The 17166-nt window shown below is 41.0% G+C and carries 14 protein-coding genes and 1 pseudogene; 6 read left to right on the forward strand and 9 right to left on the reverse strand.

All coding sequences use genetic code 11. The features are described 5' to 3' along the window. Positions 1-25 precede the first annotated feature (25 nt). The 6 genes from trpA to CDOM15925_RS06345 form a co-directional block, all read right to left on the reverse strand. On the reverse strand, positions 26-775 hold the full coding sequence (trpA, locus tag CDOM15925_RS06320) for a tryptophan synthase subunit alpha (protein WP_169942228.1): 750 nt from the start codon (positions 773-775) through the stop codon (positions 26-28). Further along, positions 768-1949, reverse strand: a complete 1182-nt coding sequence (gene trpB, locus CDOM15925_RS06325; RefSeq protein WP_169942230.1) for a tryptophan synthase subunit beta — start codon at positions 1947-1949, stop codon at positions 768-770. Before trpB ends, trpA begins: the two co-directional genes overlap by 8 nt. Continuing rightward, positions 1939-2592, reverse strand: coding sequence for a phosphoribosylanthranilate isomerase (locus tag CDOM15925_RS06330; protein ID WP_169942232.1), 654 nt, complete (start codon positions 2590-2592; stop codon positions 1939-1941). Before CDOM15925_RS06330 ends, trpB begins: the two co-directional genes overlap by 11 nt. Then, complete coding sequence (trpD, locus tag CDOM15925_RS06335; RefSeq protein WP_169942233.1) at positions 2589-4193, reverse strand: anthranilate phosphoribosyltransferase; 1605 nt, start codon at positions 4191-4193, stop codon at positions 2589-2591. The genes CDOM15925_RS06330 and trpD overlap by 4 nt, the downstream gene beginning before the upstream one ends. Further along, positions 4190-5458, reverse strand: a complete 1269-nt coding sequence (locus CDOM15925_RS06340) for an anthranilate synthase component I family protein (protein WP_169942235.1) — start codon at positions 5456-5458, stop codon at positions 4190-4192. Before CDOM15925_RS06340 ends, trpD begins: the two co-directional genes overlap by 4 nt. A gap of 145 nt (positions 5459-5603) precedes the next feature. Next, entirely contained in the window at positions 5604-6041 is a 438-nt protein-coding gene (locus tag CDOM15925_RS06345) for a DUF302 domain-containing protein (RefSeq protein WP_169942237.1), read from the reverse strand. An 87-nt stretch (positions 6042-6128) separates the two neighbouring features. On the opposite strand from CDOM15925_RS06345, the gene CDOM15925_RS06350 reads away from it, so the two are divergent. Beyond that, positions 6129-6866: a sulfite exporter TauE/SafE family protein gene (locus CDOM15925_RS06350; RefSeq protein WP_169942239.1), complete on the forward strand. Its 738-nt coding sequence runs from the start codon at positions 6129-6131 to the stop codon at positions 6864-6866. 6 nt (positions 6867-6872) lie between these two features. Here the strand turns inward: CDOM15925_RS06350 and dsbI are convergent. The 3 genes and pseudogenes from dsbI to CDOM15925_RS06365 all read right to left on the reverse strand — a co-directional run bounded on the left by dsbI (position 6873) and on the right by CDOM15925_RS06365 (position 10300). Beyond that, a pseudogene (gene dsbI, locus CDOM15925_RS06355) lies at positions 6873-8392 on the reverse strand (disulfide bond formation protein DsbI). Between the two features lie 9 nt (positions 8393-8401). Next, complete coding sequence (gene dba, locus CDOM15925_RS06360; protein WP_169942241.1) at positions 8402-8569, reverse strand: disulfide bond formation protein Dba; 168 nt, start codon at positions 8567-8569, stop codon at positions 8402-8404. Positions 8570-8704: 135 nt separating this feature from the next. Beyond that, complete coding sequence (locus CDOM15925_RS06365; protein WP_169942243.1) at positions 8705-10300, reverse strand: methyltransferase domain-containing protein; 1596 nt, start codon at positions 10298-10300, stop codon at positions 8705-8707. A gap of 109 nt (positions 10301-10409) precedes the next feature. Between CDOM15925_RS06365 and uvrA the strand changes: the two genes are divergently transcribed. The 5 genes from uvrA (at position 10410) to CDOM15925_RS06390 (ending at position 17105) form a co-directional block, all read left to right on the forward strand. Further along, entirely contained in the window at positions 10410-13268 is a 2859-nt protein-coding gene (gene uvrA / locus CDOM15925_RS06370) for an excinuclease ABC subunit UvrA (RefSeq protein ID WP_169942245.1), read from the forward strand. Next, on the forward strand, positions 13249-14175 hold the full coding sequence (locus tag CDOM15925_RS06375; RefSeq protein ID WP_169942247.1) for a hypothetical protein: 927 nt from the start codon (positions 13249-13251) through the stop codon (positions 14173-14175). The genes uvrA and CDOM15925_RS06375 overlap by 20 nt, the downstream gene beginning before the upstream one ends. Then, complete coding sequence (locus CDOM15925_RS06380; RefSeq protein WP_169942249.1) at positions 14172-14612, forward strand: pyrimidine dimer DNA glycosylase/endonuclease V; 441 nt, start codon at positions 14172-14174, stop codon at positions 14610-14612. The genes CDOM15925_RS06375 and CDOM15925_RS06380 overlap by 4 nt, the downstream gene beginning before the upstream one ends. Then, positions 14591-15424 (forward strand): DNA alkylation repair protein, encoded by an 834-nt coding sequence (locus tag CDOM15925_RS06385; protein ID WP_169942251.1) that lies wholly within the window; start codon positions 14591-14593, stop codon positions 15422-15424. The genes CDOM15925_RS06380 and CDOM15925_RS06385 overlap by 22 nt, the downstream gene beginning before the upstream one ends. 82 nt (positions 15425-15506) lie before the next feature. Beyond that, positions 15507-17105: a hypothetical protein gene (locus CDOM15925_RS06390; RefSeq protein ID WP_169942253.1), complete on the forward strand. Its 1599-nt coding sequence runs from the start codon at positions 15507-15509 to the stop codon at positions 17103-17105. The last annotated feature ends 61 nt before the right edge of the window (positions 17106-17166 follow it).

Genomic DNA, 17166 nt, shown 5'->3' on the forward strand with positions numbered 1-17166 from the left:
TAAAATTTATGGAATTTAGCCTAAATCAAAAAAGCTTTTCGATCTCGCGCATAAGCTCTTCGCCCTTAAATTTAGCCGTTAGCTTGACTATTTCGGTGCCGATTATCGCTCCGTCTGCAAAGCTTTTGACTTCGCTAACGTCAGAACTGTTTTTCACGCCAAAGCCTACGGCTACGGGCAAATCGCTTTTTTGCTTTAAATCTGATACTAAATTCTTAAGCCTATCTATGCTGGCTCGCTGCGATCCGCTTACTCCTACCGCGCCAAGAGCATAGATAAATCCTGAGCCAATGCTTAAAATTTTATCCGTTCTGTGAGCCGAGGTAACGCTTATTAATGGCACCAGATCAAGCCCGAATTTAGAGCATAGCCCGCTTACCTCTTCGCTCTCTTCAAAGGGCAGATCGGGTATGATAAACCCGCTTATGCCTACCTCGCTTGAGCGCGCGATGAATTTTTCCACTCCGTAAGCGAAGATGATATTGTAATAAACCAAAAAGACAAGCGGCTTATTTACGCTTTGCTTACACTCTTCAAGAAGGCTAAAAATTCTCTCTGTATTTACGCCGTTTGTTACCGCTTCAAAGCTTGCTTCGGCTATAAGCTTGCCGTCTGCCAGCGGGTCTGAGTAAGGAATTCCAAGCTCAAGCAGATCAAGCGAGCTAGCGTCTAAATTTAGTAAAAATTCGCGCGTGTGCTCAATGCTCGGATAGCCCGCTACTATGTAGCCGATGTTTGCTTTTTTGCCTTGAAATGCTTTGGATATCTTAGCCATAAATTTTTCCTTTCTCATAGCTCATTACCGTGTTCATATCTTTATCGCCTCTGCCCGATACGTTTACTACGATAACGCTTTTTTTATCTAAATTCGGACATAGTTTTTCTAAATACGCAAGCGCATGCGAGCTTTCTATCGCAGGGATTATGCCTTCAAGGCGGCTTGTAAGACGAAGTGCGTTTATGCACTCATCATCGCTTACGGCTTGATATTTTACGCGCTTTATATCGTGCAGGTGCGCATGCTCAGGGCCCACTCCAGGATAGTCAAGACCCGCCGAGATACTGTGAACCGGTGCTATCATACCGAAGTCATCTTGCAACACGATAGTCTTCATGCCGTGTATGATGCCTTCGCGCCCTTTTGTAAGTGTGGCTGCGTGATATGGAGTATCCGCTCCAAGACCGGCTGCTTCTATACCTATCAAATTTACGCTAATATCTTCTAAAAATCCGCTAAAAATTCCTATCGCATTGCTTCCGCCGCCTACGCAAGCTATGATGTAGTCGGCTTTTACTCCGTATTCTTTTAGCTGCTCTTTTGTCTCGCTACCGATGACGCTTTGAAGCTCTCGCACGATCTTTGGATAAGGGTGCGGACCCACGGCAGAGCCTATGACGTAAAAGCTGCTTTCTATCTCATTTACCCATGCTTGAATCGCTGCTGTTGTAGCCTCTTTAAGCGTTTTTAAGCCGTCGTGAATGCTTACAACCTTTGCGCCGAGCAGATCCATTCTAAACGCATTTAGTTGCTGGCGCGCCACATCGGTTGCACCCATATACACATCGCATTCTAGCCCAAGAAGTGCCGCAGCAGTCGCAGTCGCCACTCCGTGCTGTCCCGCTCCCGTTTCGGCCAAGAGCTTTTTTTTGCCCATTTTTTTAGCTAATAGAGCTTGACCGAGGGCGTTATTTATCTTGTGAGCGCCGGTGTGGTTTAGATCTTCGCGTTTTAGATAAATTTCATGCCCGTAATGCTCGCTTAGTCGCTTTGCGTGATAAAGCGGGCTAGGGCGACCGACATAGTGCTTTAGCAGATCGTTAAGCTCGTCTTTAAATTCCTGCGTGCCGGCTATCTTTTCGTAAGCTTCTTCAAGCTCTTCAAGCGCGAACATAACCGTTTCAGGCACGAACTGCCCGCCAAATTTACCAAAATATGCTTTAGTGTTCATTGCCTTTTTCCTTATTTACGATGTCTAAAATTTCTTTTATCTTGCTTGGAATTTTTATCATATTTTCATCTTCGACTCGTGAGTTTATATCCAAAATTTTAGGCTTAAATTTAAGCGCTTCAAACACGTTTGTTTCGTCTATACCGCCTGCTAATGCGAAACTAAAAGGCTTTAGGTCTTTTAAAATTTCCCAGTCAAAACTCACTCCGTTTCCGCCTAAATTTTCGCCTTTATAATCATAAAGCACCAAATCATGCGGTTCGTTTGTGGCGATAAGTTCGTCTTTTACGCTTAAAACTTTCCAAACACTTACGCCAAGATCCTTTAAATTCGCATATAAATTTTCGCTTATATCTCCGTAAATTTGAGCCGCGTCAAGTCCTGCAAATTCGCAAATTTCCATTATCTCACAACTGCTTTGCTCGCCCTTTGACGTTAAAGAACACTCGCTTGCGCCGACAAATACCCCTACGCATTTTGCACCGAATTTGTGAGCTAAATTCGCTATCTGCCGAGCGGTTTTGATATCTACTTGCCTTGGGCTTTTTGCAAAAATTACGCCGATAAATTTTACTCCGAGTTCAAGCACGCTTTTGGCTTCAGTTTCGCTTTTGATACCGCAAATTTTAAGCTCTGTTTTCATGATTTTACCCCGATATAATCTTTAAAATACTCATAAACTTGCCCGCTATCAATTGCCTTGATTATAACATCCTTTGCATCCATTGGATTTGCGACAAAATTTGCCGTATAAAGCGCAAACATCGCGTTTAGAACGACTATGTCAAATTTGGCTCCTCTTTCTTCGCCTTTTAAAATTTTAACCAAAGTTTGTGCGTTTTCTTCGGGAGTTCCGCCCTCTATCTCGCTATGAAATGCTCGTTTAAAGCCAAACTGCTCCGGAGTTATGGAGTATTCGTAAATTTCGCCGTTTTTAAGCTCAATTATCTTTGTCTCATCACATAAACTTATCTCATCAAGCCCGTCCTCGCCGCGCACCACCAGTGCATGCTCGCGCCCAAGTAGCTTTAAAGTCTGCGCATAAAGCTTTAAAACAGGCTTGTGATATACGCCTACAAGTTGGTTCTTAAGGCTTAAATTTGGATTTAGCATAGGCCCAAGTACGTTAAACACCGTCCTTATGCCAAGGCGTGCTCGCACCTCTTTGACCTCGGCAACTAGCGGATGAAAAAACGGCGCATGGAAAAAGGCTAAATTTTTCTCATCAAGCAGCTCTCTTAGGGTGCTTAGTGAATTTGACATGGTTAAATTTATGCCTTCAAGCACATCCGAGCTGCCCGATCTGCTTGAAATCGCTTTGTTGCCGTGCTTTGCGACTTTAACGCCAAGGCTTGCAAGGATAAACGACACCGCAGTTGAGATATTTATCGTCTTAAGCCCGTCGCCACCCGTTCCGCACAGATCTATCATCGGCGAAGCGTCGCGGTAGGTTTGGGAGTATTTTAAGATGTTTTTAACGAGGCTTGCAAGACTCTTTGGATAAAGACTCTTTTCGCTAATTAGCACCAAAAGCGCTGCAAGCTGCGTTATCTCGTAATCCTTTGAAGCTATCAGCGCACAAATTTGCTCAAAATCCCTATCGTCAAGCCCGACGTTATCTTGAAGCTTGATTAAAAACCTCTTGAAATTCGCAGGTTCGCTCTCTTGTATTTTGGCTTCGCTTTTAAAGTTTAGGAAATTTTCGATTATCTTTTTGCCGTATTGTGTGAAGTAGCTTTCAGGGTGAAACTGTATGCCAAAAACAGGGCGATTAACTTCGCGAAGCGCCATTATTACGCCATCATCGCTGATCGCAAGCGGTTTTAAATTTGACGGCAATTCATCAACATAAAGCGAGTGATAGCGCATAACCTCAAATTTGGCTGGCAATCCTTCAAAAAGCGGGCTTTCTTCAAGCACATTGATAAATGAAGTCTTGCCGTGAAACGGCTTTTCAAGACGCTTTATAAACGCACCGCCGACTAGTCCGATCGCCTGATGTCCAAGGCAAATTCCCAAAATCGGCACGTTTAGATCGCTTTTTAAAATTTCAAGACAAATTCCGCTATCTTTTGGATGTTTAGGCCCCGGGCTTAGCACGATCTTGCTTGGATTTAGCTTGCAAATTTCTTCAAGCGTGATCTTGTCATTTCTTACGCTTATAACCTCTTCGTCGGTTAGCTCTTTGATGTATTGCTCGACGTTAAAGACGAAACTGTCGTAGTTGTCTATCAGAAGTATCATTTATGAGTTTCCCTTGCGTTATTTTTAAATACATTTAGCACCGAGGCGCGTTTTTTGCAAATTTCTTTGTATTCGTTGTGAGCAACGCTATCCATGACGATGCCCGCACCGGCTTGGATAAACACCTCGCTAGCGCCGTCTTTAGGCACAAAAACCGCACTTCGTATGAGGATAGCTTGCTGAGCGTCGCCGTTAAAGTGAAAAAATCCTATCCCGCCTCCGTATGCGTTTCGCTTATATCTTTCAAGCTCAGATATTATCTCCATAGCGCGAATTTTTGGCGTTCCGCTGAGCGTACCTGCGGGAAATACGCTAGAGACTACTTCAAACGAGCTTATATCATCGCGTTTCATGCCATAAACATCGCTAGCCATGTGCATAACGCTTTCATAAAAGACCACGTGCATCAGGTTTTTCACGCTTACGCTCGAGCTTTTTGCGACGCGTCCGATGTCGTTTCTGGCTAGATCGATTAGCATTTTATGCTCGGCGATCTCTTTTTCGTCATTTATGAGCTCGTTTTTAAGCCTTTCATCTTCTATGGCGTCCTTGCCTCGCCCTCTTGTACCTGCGATCGGGGCTGCGAAAATTTGAGAGTTTTTTACTTCGCACACCAACTCCGGGCTTGAGCCTACGATATCACCGTGCGGAGTCGGAAAGTGAAACATATAAGGGCTTGGGTTTGCCTCGCTTAATAACCTATAAAACTCAAGGCTGTCCATGTCGCTTATTAGTTTCATCTGCTCGCTAAGCACGACTTGAAAGATATCGCCGCTGTATAGATACTCTTTTGCTTTTTGAGTCATGCTTAAAAAATGCTCTCGCTCTTTGTCTAAGTCAGTGCAAATTTGATAAAAGCTCTCTTTAGCAGTTAAATTTGGCTCTTTGAGCTCTTTTAAAAAGTCGTAATATCTGCTCTTTTCGCCGTAAAACGTGTAAATTTTGCTTGTTTTATCAAAGTGTAGATAGGCTCTTGCGTTTGCGTAGAAAAAATTTGGAAATTCATACTGCGAGCTTTTAAATTCTGGAATTTTCTCAAAATATCTAACGCTTTCGTATCCTAAAACACCAAAAAGTCCTGCAAAAGGCGCGCTGTGTTTTTGAGTTAAAAAATAGCTCTTAAGTCCTGCAAAATCAACATCATCGCTACTTATATACTCGCAATCTATCCCAATGATGGCTTGAGCGGTATCTTCTGCTAAAAAGCTGTTTTTAAATTTTTGTCTTATCGCTTCGTAATAAACTAAAGGCTCTAGTAAAAGCATATTAAATCCTAAAAAATAAGTGAAATATTATATGTAAAAAGAGCTTTTATATGCATAAAGGGCTAAATTTAGGTCGCTAAAGTAGAGTGCGCTGAGTAAAAAAGAGTAAAATTTAAGCAGGATAGACCTCAAAAGAGGTCTAAGATTATTCCGTTAAAGCTTTGTGGAAATTTGCTTGTATTCCGCTTATTTTTTCGACTATGTCGCAGTTTTGAGCGCCGTATCTTTTAGCAATATTTTTGATATCCTCGTAAGCTACGGTTGTTTTGTTTCCGTCTTTGTAGATTAAAAATTTCATCGGTAGCTCAAGCGCTATTTGCGGTTCGCACTTCATTAAAAGCGTTCCGACTTTAGGTGCACCAAATACCACAACGCTAGTTTCAGTCATCTCAAGACCTGCCTCTTTGGCTAGTTTTGAGTGGTTAAATACGTCAAAAAGCATAACGCCTTTTTCTTTAAGGATATTGCTAAATTTAGCTACCGTTTCATCTACGCTTAGATTGTTTGTGCCTTTTATAAGCATGCTTTCACCTCCAAATGCCAGCGACGCTATCGAAGCTACCGATATGAGCAGTTTTTTCACCTATTCTCCTTTATAAATTTTAGGTTTAGATTAAAACGTAATTATACTTTAACAAGCTTAATGCTAAAATTTGCCAAAAGGTTAAAGATGTTTATCGGATATGTTTTTTTGGGCGTTTTAGTCGGTTTTATTTCGGGATTTTTCGGTATTGGAGGCGGCGCGGTAGTCGTGCCTGCGATGATACTTTTGGGATACGATATCAAATACGCAATCGGTGTTAGCATAATGCAGATGGTATTTAGCTCAATCTTTGGTTCGTTTGTAAATTTACGCTCCAAGATGCTTGATTTAAGACCAGCTTTAGTGCTTGGGCTCGGGGGATTTTGCGGTGCGCTTAGCAGCGGATTTATAGTCTCTAACTTTTCGTCTAAATTTCTACTTGGAGCGCTTATTACCGCTCAGATGATAAATTTAACCAAGCTTTTAACCAGCCCGCTTGAGCCAAAAGGAGAGCAAAACAGCTCGCAAATTTTACTGTTTGCCATAGGGCTTATCACGGGAGCGGTTGCTATTAGCGTGGGTATCGGCGGATCGGTTTTTGTTATGCCCGCACTTATCGGCTTTTTAAACTATGATATCAAAAAAGCAGTCAGCACCGGGCTATTTTTCGTAGTGTTTAGCTCAACTGCAGGTTTTATCAGCCTTGCTTCGCATGGGCTGGTTCATTACGATATAGGCGTCGCTATCGGAATTGGCTCTTTGTTTGGGGTGTATTTTGGCGTAAAGACATCACACGCCATAGATAAAAAGAAACAAAAATACTGGATGATCGCTCTTATAACGACCATCCTTGTAATTACGATTAGAAAATTTCTAGCCGCTTAAATTTTATTAATTTAGCGTAAATAGGGTGTTTTTACCGTCTTGATAGCTTAAGATATTCATCACGCCGTCTTTAAAGAATATGCTTCTTGCGTTTTTGATCTCACTTGGAAAGGCTATGGTTTTTATCACTTCTTCGGCTTTTGGATCGATTACCGCGATAACGTTGTGATTTTTGCTAAGCGCGTAGATTAGCCCATCTTTATAAGTCATTGATGTTACGTAAAGATCGCCAAGAGTTTTGCCATCCTTTAAATTTGCACTCGGTGTAAATTCCCCCGAAAGCGTGCGATCGCTTAGCATAACTTTTGATATAACGAATTTCTTCTGATCTTTGTTGTTCGGAACTGTCGCAAGATATGCGTATTTGCCGTCCGTTGTCATACTTGCGATGTGATGAAATTTGGCTCTTACAGTATCAATTCTTCCGCGTCCTAAGCCTTTGCCTTGACCTTCAAATTTATCGTTTCCTCTTACGAAATCCGCATACTGAAGCGCTTCGTCCGCGTTTGGATTTTTGGCAAATCTTAAAAGAGTTTTGTTTGAGCCCATTAGCATAAACTTATCATCCATAAAAGGTATCACGCCTATGATAGGATCTACTGTTGCCGAGAAGTAAGGATCTATCTCAAAATCGCTCGTAACTTTGAAATTTTCGTCCATGAAGAATACTTCCCATTTTGAACTTGCCACAAATTCACCGCGAATGAAATCAAGCGAATTTATAGGCTTGCTAAACTCAAGCTTTTTTTGGAAGCTATTTGGACATTTTCGTCGATATTAAGAGGCGCATTGTTTGAGTCGTTATCAAATTTTACGCCAAGCTTTTCGCCGGCAGGAGCAAATGCATAATCAGGTGCTTTGACATCTCTTTTTCCAAGGAAAGATATGCTGTTCCAGTGTTTTTTATATCCGCTATCGCTCCAGATGATGTATTTTGGATTTAGCGTAAAGCGCACCGGATCGCCTTGCCCGTAATAAGGCGGAATTCCGGTACTAACGAAAGCTTGAAATACGTTTGAAGCTACGATAAATGCTGAAATCATAAATGCGTAAAGAGCCGGCTTTGAAAGCTTTCTTATGCTTTCTCCGTCAAGTTCGTCCTCAAATGCGCTAAATTTAGGAGCGAATAAAAATATCACGCCAAGAATAAGTACTACCGCCCAAAATACTACTTCCGCCCAAAAGTATGTATGAATTCCAAAAATCGCAAGCCCAAATCCTTGGTCAAGATCTCGGTGAGCGTGTATGCCAAAGTGCGCGAAAGACTGCCACAAACCAAATCCGGCCATAATCAAAATCATCGCAAGATATCTTGCTTTCATTCCGTATCTAACGATAAAAAACGCCATGACACCGATAAATATCATCGCCTCTCTTTGACCCCAGCAGAGTGTGCATGGGCTATCTTTTAGCACGTAACCAAAGTATAAATTTGCTATGCCTACGGGCAGTAAAATTATCAAAAACCCCGCTAAGCACATAAGCGTATAGAAAAATTTAGTTTTTTTAATCTCTTGTGTTCTCATTTTGCCTCCTTATAGGTTGATAGTCGTAAGCAAAGCCGCCGACTTGTGCCCTATGTAAAGATACATCATAAATAGCCAAGAGACTACGACCAGACCGAAAGCGAGCTTCTCTTTTTCGGGTTTTTTAATGATGATAATCATAGCGATTAGAATCATTAGAAGTTGCAAAAACTCCATATTTTCTCCTTTTTATCGATTTTTTATTTTCTAAGCGATACGATTTTAACCAACTAAAGTTTAAAATAAAATATTAATTTAGATTTTTAAAAGAGTGTAAAATTCGGCGAGAGGATAAAATCTCGCCGAGAAGATTTAAAAATTTTCAAACAAATAAGCTGAGGTTAGCTTGTTTTCAAGATCTTTTATATAGTCTTTAACGGCTTTGTCAAATTCCTTTTTGGTTTGAGTTTTTACTTGCGAATTATCGCTAGTAAGCGTAAAGCCAAGACCGCGTTCTTGTGCAAATTTTGCGGTTTGGTTTATGATATCTTCGATTGTATTTTTGCCGTTAAATTTAAGCGCTATAAATGCATCGAAATTTGATAGATTAAGCCCTTTATTTAACTCGTCAGCATTCATTATTACGGGATTATCTTCCGCGCTAAAATATTCAAAATATCCTCTAATGCGCTCTTTTAGCCTGGTTTTACCTGGCTCATAGACTATCTTTGGCTTTTCATGAAGGCTAAATAATGCGCAATCGGCGGATAAAATTTCCATAAAGCCCATATATGCGGACTTAAGAGAGTTTTCATTATCTTTTAAAAGCTCAGCAACTTGAGCGAAATTTATACTTGCCGGAAATACTTCGCTAAATACTTGATATAACCAGTTGTAGTTTGGTTTCATCTGTTGATTTTTGATGCTTACGTAATTGCCGTCTTTTTGTTTGACAAATAGCGAAATTATATGAAGTTTGCTTAGTTCGCTAGGACCTATATCTACGTGAAAATCCTCTCCTATTAGCTCTTTGTGCACGATGAGACTTTTTCTAAATACCTTATTTGTGAAAAAATCAATAGCCTGCTCTTTGTCTATCCTGTTTCTGAAATTTGCATTGATATACTCATCAAAGCCTTCCAGTCCAAGATCAGCCTTAAACACGTCATCAAGGTTTACATCCGTTAAGTAAGCAAGCTCATTATCGTCAAGATTTTTTGCAAAATCTTTAAAATACATAGGATTATTAAAAAATTCCAAATACTCATGCACTATATAAGAATCTGATTTTACTTTCTCTATTCCTTCAATGTGCTCAAGTAGCAGCTTTGCGTTCATAAAATCGGCTTTCACACCGTCTTGAGAGCAAAATTTCATATACTCTTTAAAAACAGTTAAGAGCTCTTTTGCTTTGTTTGCCTTTACTATCTCGCTTTCATCTTTTAAGTCCTTTGTGCCAAATATCAAAAAATCCCTGATGATATCTTTTATCTTCCAGCCCGGATAGACATTATAGCTTACATAGGCGATACCGTTTTTACTAAGAAGCCTCTTGATGCTTTTTAGTATTGCGTCTTTTACCGCATCAGGAACCCAGCTGTAAACTCCATGGCAGATGATATAGTCAAATTCGCCAAATTCTTTTACATCCTCATCGCTTAACTCGCAGATATCCTTTTGGATAAATTTTATATTATCCACACGCATCTGTTTTGCAAGCTCTTTTGCTTTATTTATCTGAACTTCGCTTAGATCTATGCCGACAACTTTAGCATCCGGATTTGCTATAGCAAAAGGAAACAAATTCCCGCCATAGCTACACCCTATCTCTAAGACTTTTGCGCTTTTGCTGCTTGGCGGAGCAAATGATAAAAACGAAGCCACGGCTTCCATCCTTAGCGGAGAGCATTCAGGAAATGCGCTTGAAAAATAGGGGAGATTGTCATATGAATTTTGAATTTCTTTCATTAAAACCACCTTAAAATATTTTTATTGATTATATCTTAAATTTTCAAAATTAATCAGATATTTATACCGCTTTGATTAAAATAAATAACTTAAAATTTAGGCGATAATCATGAACGATACAATCAAAATCACAGGTGCGCGCGAGCACAACTTAAAAAATATAAATTTAGAAATTCCAAAAAACAAATTAGTAGTTTTTACGGGGCTTTCGGGCTCGGGCAAGAGCACTCTGGCCTTTGATACGCTTTATGCCGAAGGTCAAAGAAGATACATAGAGAGTCTTTCTGCTTATGCAAGGCAGTTTTTGGATAAGGTCGGAAAGCCTGATGTGGATAAGATCGAAGGACTAACGCCGGCAATCGCAATCGATCAAAAGACCACAAGCAAAAACCCTCGCTCTACAGTCGGCACGATAACCGAAATTTACGACTATCTAAGGTTGCTTTATGCGCGCGTCGGCATTCAGCATTGTCATCAGTGCGGTAAGCCGATCTCAAAGATGAGTGCAAGCGATATCATAAACGAAATTTCAAAGCTTCCTAAGGGCGCTAAAGTAGTGATTTACGCTCCGCTTGTGCGAGAAAAAAAGGGAACTTGGGCGGATCTAATTGAAAATTTGCGCGCAAAAGGCTTCGTAAGAGCCCAAATAGACGGTGTGATGGTAAGGCTTGATGAGGAAATCGAGCTAGCTAAAACTAAAAAGCACACCATAAAAGTCATAGTCGATCGCTTGGTTATCGATGATGAAAACCTTCAGCGTCTGGCTCAAGACGTAGAGAAGGCTTTGAGCGAGAGTTACGGCGAAGTCGAGATTGAGATAACTAATGCCGACGAGTTAAATTTAAAAGAGAAATTTATACATTACAGCGAGCATATGGCGTGCTTTGATTGCAAAATTTCATTTACTCCGCTAGAGCCGCTTAGCTTTAGTTTCAACTCTCCAAAAGGAGCTTGCGAGCATTGCGACGGACTTGGAATTCGCTACAGCCTTGATATGAATAAGATAATAGACGAGGAAAAAAGCGTAGAAGCCGGCGCTATCAAGCTACTTTACGGCTACAATATGAGCTATTATTATAAATTTCTGCTTGCATTTTGCGAACAAAACGGCATCGACACCAAAAAGCCATATTTTGAGCTAAGTGAAGATGAAAAGCGACTTGTGCTTTACGGCAACGCAAAAGAGGTTGAGTTTTTCTGGAAAAGACACAAGATAGCGCGTAAATTTGAAGGTGCGGTAAAGATTAGCTACGATTTATTAAAAGACTCCAAGGATTTTGGCGAGTATATGAGCGAAAGAGGCTGCTCTGAGTGCGGCGGACACAGGCTTAGACCGCAATCTTTAGCCGTGCGCGTAGCGGGGCTTGGGATCGGTGAAATTTTGGATATGAGTATAGAAAATTGCGTTGCGTTTTTCTCAGACTCTAGCAAATTTGACTACCTAAGTGAGCAAGATGGCATGATAGCTTCGCCTATCTTAAAAGAGATAAACGAGCGACTTTATTTTCTTTACGACGTGGGGCTTGGCTATCTCTCGCTTGGACGTGATGCCCGCACGATAAGCGGTGGCGAGGCGCAAAGAATTCGTATCGCAAGCCAGATAGGAAGCGGTCTAAGTGGCGTTATGTACGTGCTTGACGAGCCAAGTATCGGGCTTCACGAGCGAGATACCTTAAAGCTTATTAAGACGCTTAGAAATTTGCAGTCAAAAGGCAACTCTGTCATAGTGGTGGAGCATGATAAAAAGACGATAGAGGAGGCTGATTTTGTAGTTGATATCGGTCCTGCGGCGGGTAAATTTGGAGGCGAGATTATATTTAGTGGTGATGTAAAAAGCCTTATGCAGACCAACACCTCAACCGCTTTATATCTAAGCGGCGAGAAAAATATCAATTATCAAAAAAACAGAAAGCAAGAGAAGTGGATAGAAATTTCAAACGTAAATATCAACAACATTTCAAATTTAAGCGCTAAATTTCCGCTTAGAAATTTAGTCGGTATTACGGGCGTTTCGGGCTCGGGCAAAAGCTCGCTCATACTTCAAACCCTGCTTCCTGAAGCGCAAGAGCAGCTAAATAGAGCTAGAAAAGTTAAAAAGATAGCGGGTGTGAATTTAAGCGGACTTGAAAATTTAGATAAAGTTATCTACCTTGACCAAAGCCCGATAGGTCGCACGCCACGCTCAAATCCTGCGACATATACGGGCGTGATGGACGAGATAAGAAATCTCTTTGCACAGACTAAGGAAGCAAAGCTTAGAGGCTATAAGATCGGGCGTTTTAGCTTTAATGTCAAGGGCGGCAGGTGCGAGAAGTGCCAAGGTGAGGGCGAGATAAAGATAGAGATGCACTTTTTGCCCGATGTGATGGTGGTTTGTGATGCTTGTAACGGCTCCAGATATAATGCTCAGACGCTAGAAATTTTATACAAAGGCAAGAGTATTGCAGATGTGCTGAATATGAGTATCGATGAGGCGATAGAGTTTTTTAAAGCGGTTCCTAAAATTTATGCTAAGCTTAAAACCCTGCAAGACGTCGGGCTTGGCTACATCACGCTTGGGCAAAACGCAACCACGCTAAGCGGCGGCGAAGCTCAGCGCGTGAAGCTCTCAAAGGAGCTTGGTAGAAGCGATACGGGAAATACGCTTTATATACTTGATGAGCCTACAACGGGGCTTCACTTTGCCGATGTCGATCGCCTTACGCAAGTGCTTCATCATCTAGTTGAGCTTGGGAATTCGGTCTTTGTGATCGAGCATAATATGGACGTGATTAAAAATTGCGATTATATCGTTGATATGGGACCTGAGGGCGGCTCAAAAGGTGGCAAGATCATAGCCGTAGGAAGCGTAAAAGAGGTGGCTAAAAATCACAAAAAAACAGGCTCTTACACGGGTAAATTTTTAGCCGAGGAGCTTGAAGAGATGAAGGCTAAAAAGGGCAAAAAAGATGCAAAGAGCGCTCAGTGAGTATCTTAAAATTTGTAGGCGTATACTAAGTGCAGCAAAGAAGCAGGCTGGCGCACAAGACTATATCGCCGAAATTATAAATCAGATTTCGTTTAGGCATACAAAAGAGCTTTATGAAATTTGGCTTAAGGAGTGCCTTGAAAAGCGCGACTGGAAGGACTTAAACAGCCTTATATTTCAGCAAAACCGCATGGAGCTAATCCCCGGTAGTGCAAGCGGATATGATCACTGCATTAGATTTTCTAAGCTGCTAAATAGCGTTGCGTGCGGTGATTTTAAGTCTGTTAATCAAATTATCCCGCCTGATATCGTAGCTAGCAAAAACGGCTATACTCTGCTAGTTGTAGGCATAAATTTGTTCTTTGCGATGTGGTACAAAGATGAGGCTAAGCTTGAGGCGGCGTTAAAGGCGGCAGGGAAATTTATAAACTCAAAAAAGCCTGCTAACGAGCGAGCTCAAATCGCCTCTATGGTTGGAATTTGCGATAAGGACTCGGAAGCGATAAGCGAGAATTTGCAAGCCTTTTGCATAGGATATAATAAAACAGACGTTTTGCCTTACAAAAAGCTGCTTTGTATGCCTGCGCACGGCATTTACTGCCTTGCGAAAATTTTGCTTGACGAGGAAATTTTTAGTCAAATAAAAATGCCAAAACATCAAAATTTCTCCCGCGAATTTGCCGCTTGGCGAAACGAAAATCAAAAGCCTGAGATAAATTTATACTTTACTTATCCGGAAGAGCTTGAAATTTTTAACCAAATTTTTATGTATCCGCCCGTAAAAAGCATGCTTCATCAGCCATATAAAGATCACGAGCGGGTGCCGTACTGGTATATGGATGAAAAAGCGATGGTAAGGGCTTTTGCAAAGCAGATCGCAGATAAATTAAGGAGTGAGACAAAATGAGACTTTGGACGATCAGTCCTGTTTATCTGGACGCAAAAGGTTTGGTAGCGCTATGGAGGGAGGCGCTTTTAGCAAAGCATGTTTTAAATGGGCTTACAAAGGGATATAAAAATCATCCGCAACTTGATAGATTTTATGCACACAAAAACCCAAAAGAGCTTATAAATGCCTATTTGCAAGAGGTCTATGAGGAAGCTTGCGTAAGAGGATATAAATTTGACAAAAACAAGATAGACGTCTTTAACAGCCAGAATTTATCGCCGGTGCAAGTTACCAGCGGTCAGATAGAGTATGAATTTGCGTTTTTGCAAGAGAAGCTAAAGGTGCGAGATGTGGCGATGTATGAGCGAAATTTACGCGTGAGTGAGGTTGGGATAATGAGTATTTTTAAAGCTGTAAATGGAGATGTCGAGCCGTGGGAAAAGATAAAGAGTTAAAAGAAATTCAGCGTAAAGGCGCAAGATCGATTAGTGAAATTTCCGCCGAAATTTTAGAGCGGTTAAATTCAGGCGAGATACAAACGGCAAATTTAACAGAGTGGCTTGCGATAAATCAAGAAATTTTGCTTGCAAACGTGCTTATGCAGATAAATAAAAGCGAATTTTTAGAGCAAATTTTAGCTCAGGTTAAAAGCCTTAAAAACAAAAGCGCAAATTCCGTCAGCAAGACTATCGGCGCCGAGCTTTTTAAGCTTGCAAGCGTGGATAAAAGCGGACAAATTTTAAAAGCTCTTAGCACTCACAGATCTGATACTGTGAGGTGCTGGGCGGCTTATATGACGGCTTGCGATGAGAGTCTTGATATAAGCTCCACTCTTAACGCCATAAAGCCGTTTGCAGCGGACTCTCACTTCGGCGTTAGAGAGATTGCTTGGCTTTGCGTGAGAGGTCAAGTCATCTCAAATTTGGACGAAAGCATAGAAATTCTCTCAAAATTTGCACTTGATGAAGACGCTAATATCAGGCGATTTGCAAGCGAGGCTACAAGACCGCGCGGAGTTTGGTGCGAGCATATATCGGCACTTAAAGCCGAGCCTTGGCGCGCACTAGCCATACTTGAACCGCTTAAAAGCGATAGCTCAAAATATGTGCAAGATAGCGTGGCAAACTGGCTAAACGACGCGAGCAAAACGCAAGCTGAATTTGTACGTGAAATTTGCTCTCGGTGGAGCGAGCAAAGCAAAAGCAAGCAGACCGCATATATCGTAAAAAGAGCGCTTAGAACGCTAAATAAAAACTCAGGTCTTTAAATAAATTTGTTTGCATTGTGTAAAATTTAGTAGTGTAAAATAATCCCAAATATCAATCCTAGCGGTTCATCAAAGGAGCTTTATGAGTAAATATAGAACCTCGCCGTGGTCAGGTGGAGAAAGCTTTGATAGTCCTGATGGAAAATTTAGGCTCTCGTATTTCGCTTGCACCGAAATTGCGATGGGTGGTCCAACTTCGGGCGAAACTTGGCTATTTGATAAAGAGGGCAGATGTAAGATGCTTGGAGACGGCACCGCTTCAGCTATCATTTTCTCTGATGACTCAAAGTATCTTGTTTATGCTAAGTGGAATGATGAGCGTTCTCAAGATATCATTATGATAAGACTTGAAGATATGGCTATAAAGCAGACTGAAGGTGAGTCAATGATGATATTTGAAAGCTTTGAGGGCGGAATTTTAAAGCTTTTTTACGATCATGAGCGAGATAAACGCGTTATGGGCAGTTTATATGTGCCAAAAGAGGAGATAGTGGCAAACGCGGATGAGCTCTTTGAAGATGAGCCTATCGGCGAAAAAATGCAGCTTAAAATCCCATCTCCTTACAGCTACTACATAAGACTAGTTAGCCCTAATGGTAAATTTACGCTTGAGTATGTGAGGTATGATAGGCATAGAAGTATGCGCGGCAGGGTCTATCTAAGCGGGGAAGGGATGGCGCGAAGAAAGCTCGAAGATAATGCTAAAGGCGCCATTATGTTCTCTAACGACTCCAGATATCTTGCATATGTGAAGCGAGTGGGAAATGCTAAAAAGATTATTATCATGCGCCTTAGCGATATGAAAAAAGTGGAGGAAGGTGGCACATATTGCTTCGAAACGATGTTTGAGAGCTTTGAAGGGGGAATTTTAAAAGTTGATTATCCGTTTGGATATGAGTATGATGATAAAATTCGTTTAAATGCCGATGATCTTTTTAAAAGGCTTGATAAAAGATCCGATATGGAGTGTATAAAGGAGTTTAGGATCAAAAACTATCCTTTTAAGAATACTCCGATCGTTAGAGTATTTGACGAGTATTTTACCTATCTTATCTTTGAAGAATTTCCTATGAATGACGAGAGATATTTTAGCAAGCAAGAGGAAGAGAGCCTTAAATACAGGCTATCGCGACTACTTGATGTGCGAGTAGATGAGGAGGAGGATGGCAAACTTTTTTTGATATATTCTAATGACTTAGGGGTGGCTCAAAAACTCGTGAGATTTTTGGAGTTTAGAAAGAGAAGATGGATAGACGCTACTTCCGTACTGGCACATGGTGGTGATCTATTTTGTTTTGAGGAGGCAAAGTATCTATTTGATGAGATACATTGGAAGTATAAAAGTAACTATTTTAAGCTTTTATTCGGAGATTCGTTTTTGCGGTTTGGCAGGACTGAAAATAGCGAAATTTTAAGAGCGGAAATTTTGCTTAATAGCGATGATAATATAGTTGCGACTAAAGAAGTTTCTAAAAAAGAGGCTTTAAAACTCATCGAGTACTATTTCGAGCATGACGATGTAGGCGATATCTCTGATTTTAAGGCCGAGAAGTTAAGCGATTCTGAAGATGATACAAATGAATACACAAAGAATTCTCGTCTTAGCAACATGCAGATATTTAGCTTGATATGCGCGGCAGCCTTTGTTCTTGGAGTAGGATATATCTTGTGGGATTTATAGATAAATTTTAGGAGGCGAGCTTCATAACGGCTTTAGCTTTTATGGGTTAATGAGACTTGAA

Source organism: Campylobacter sp. RM15925 (assembly GCF_012978775.1).
Lineage (GTDB): Bacteria > Campylobacterota > Campylobacteria > Campylobacterales > Campylobacteraceae > Campylobacter_A > Campylobacter_A canis.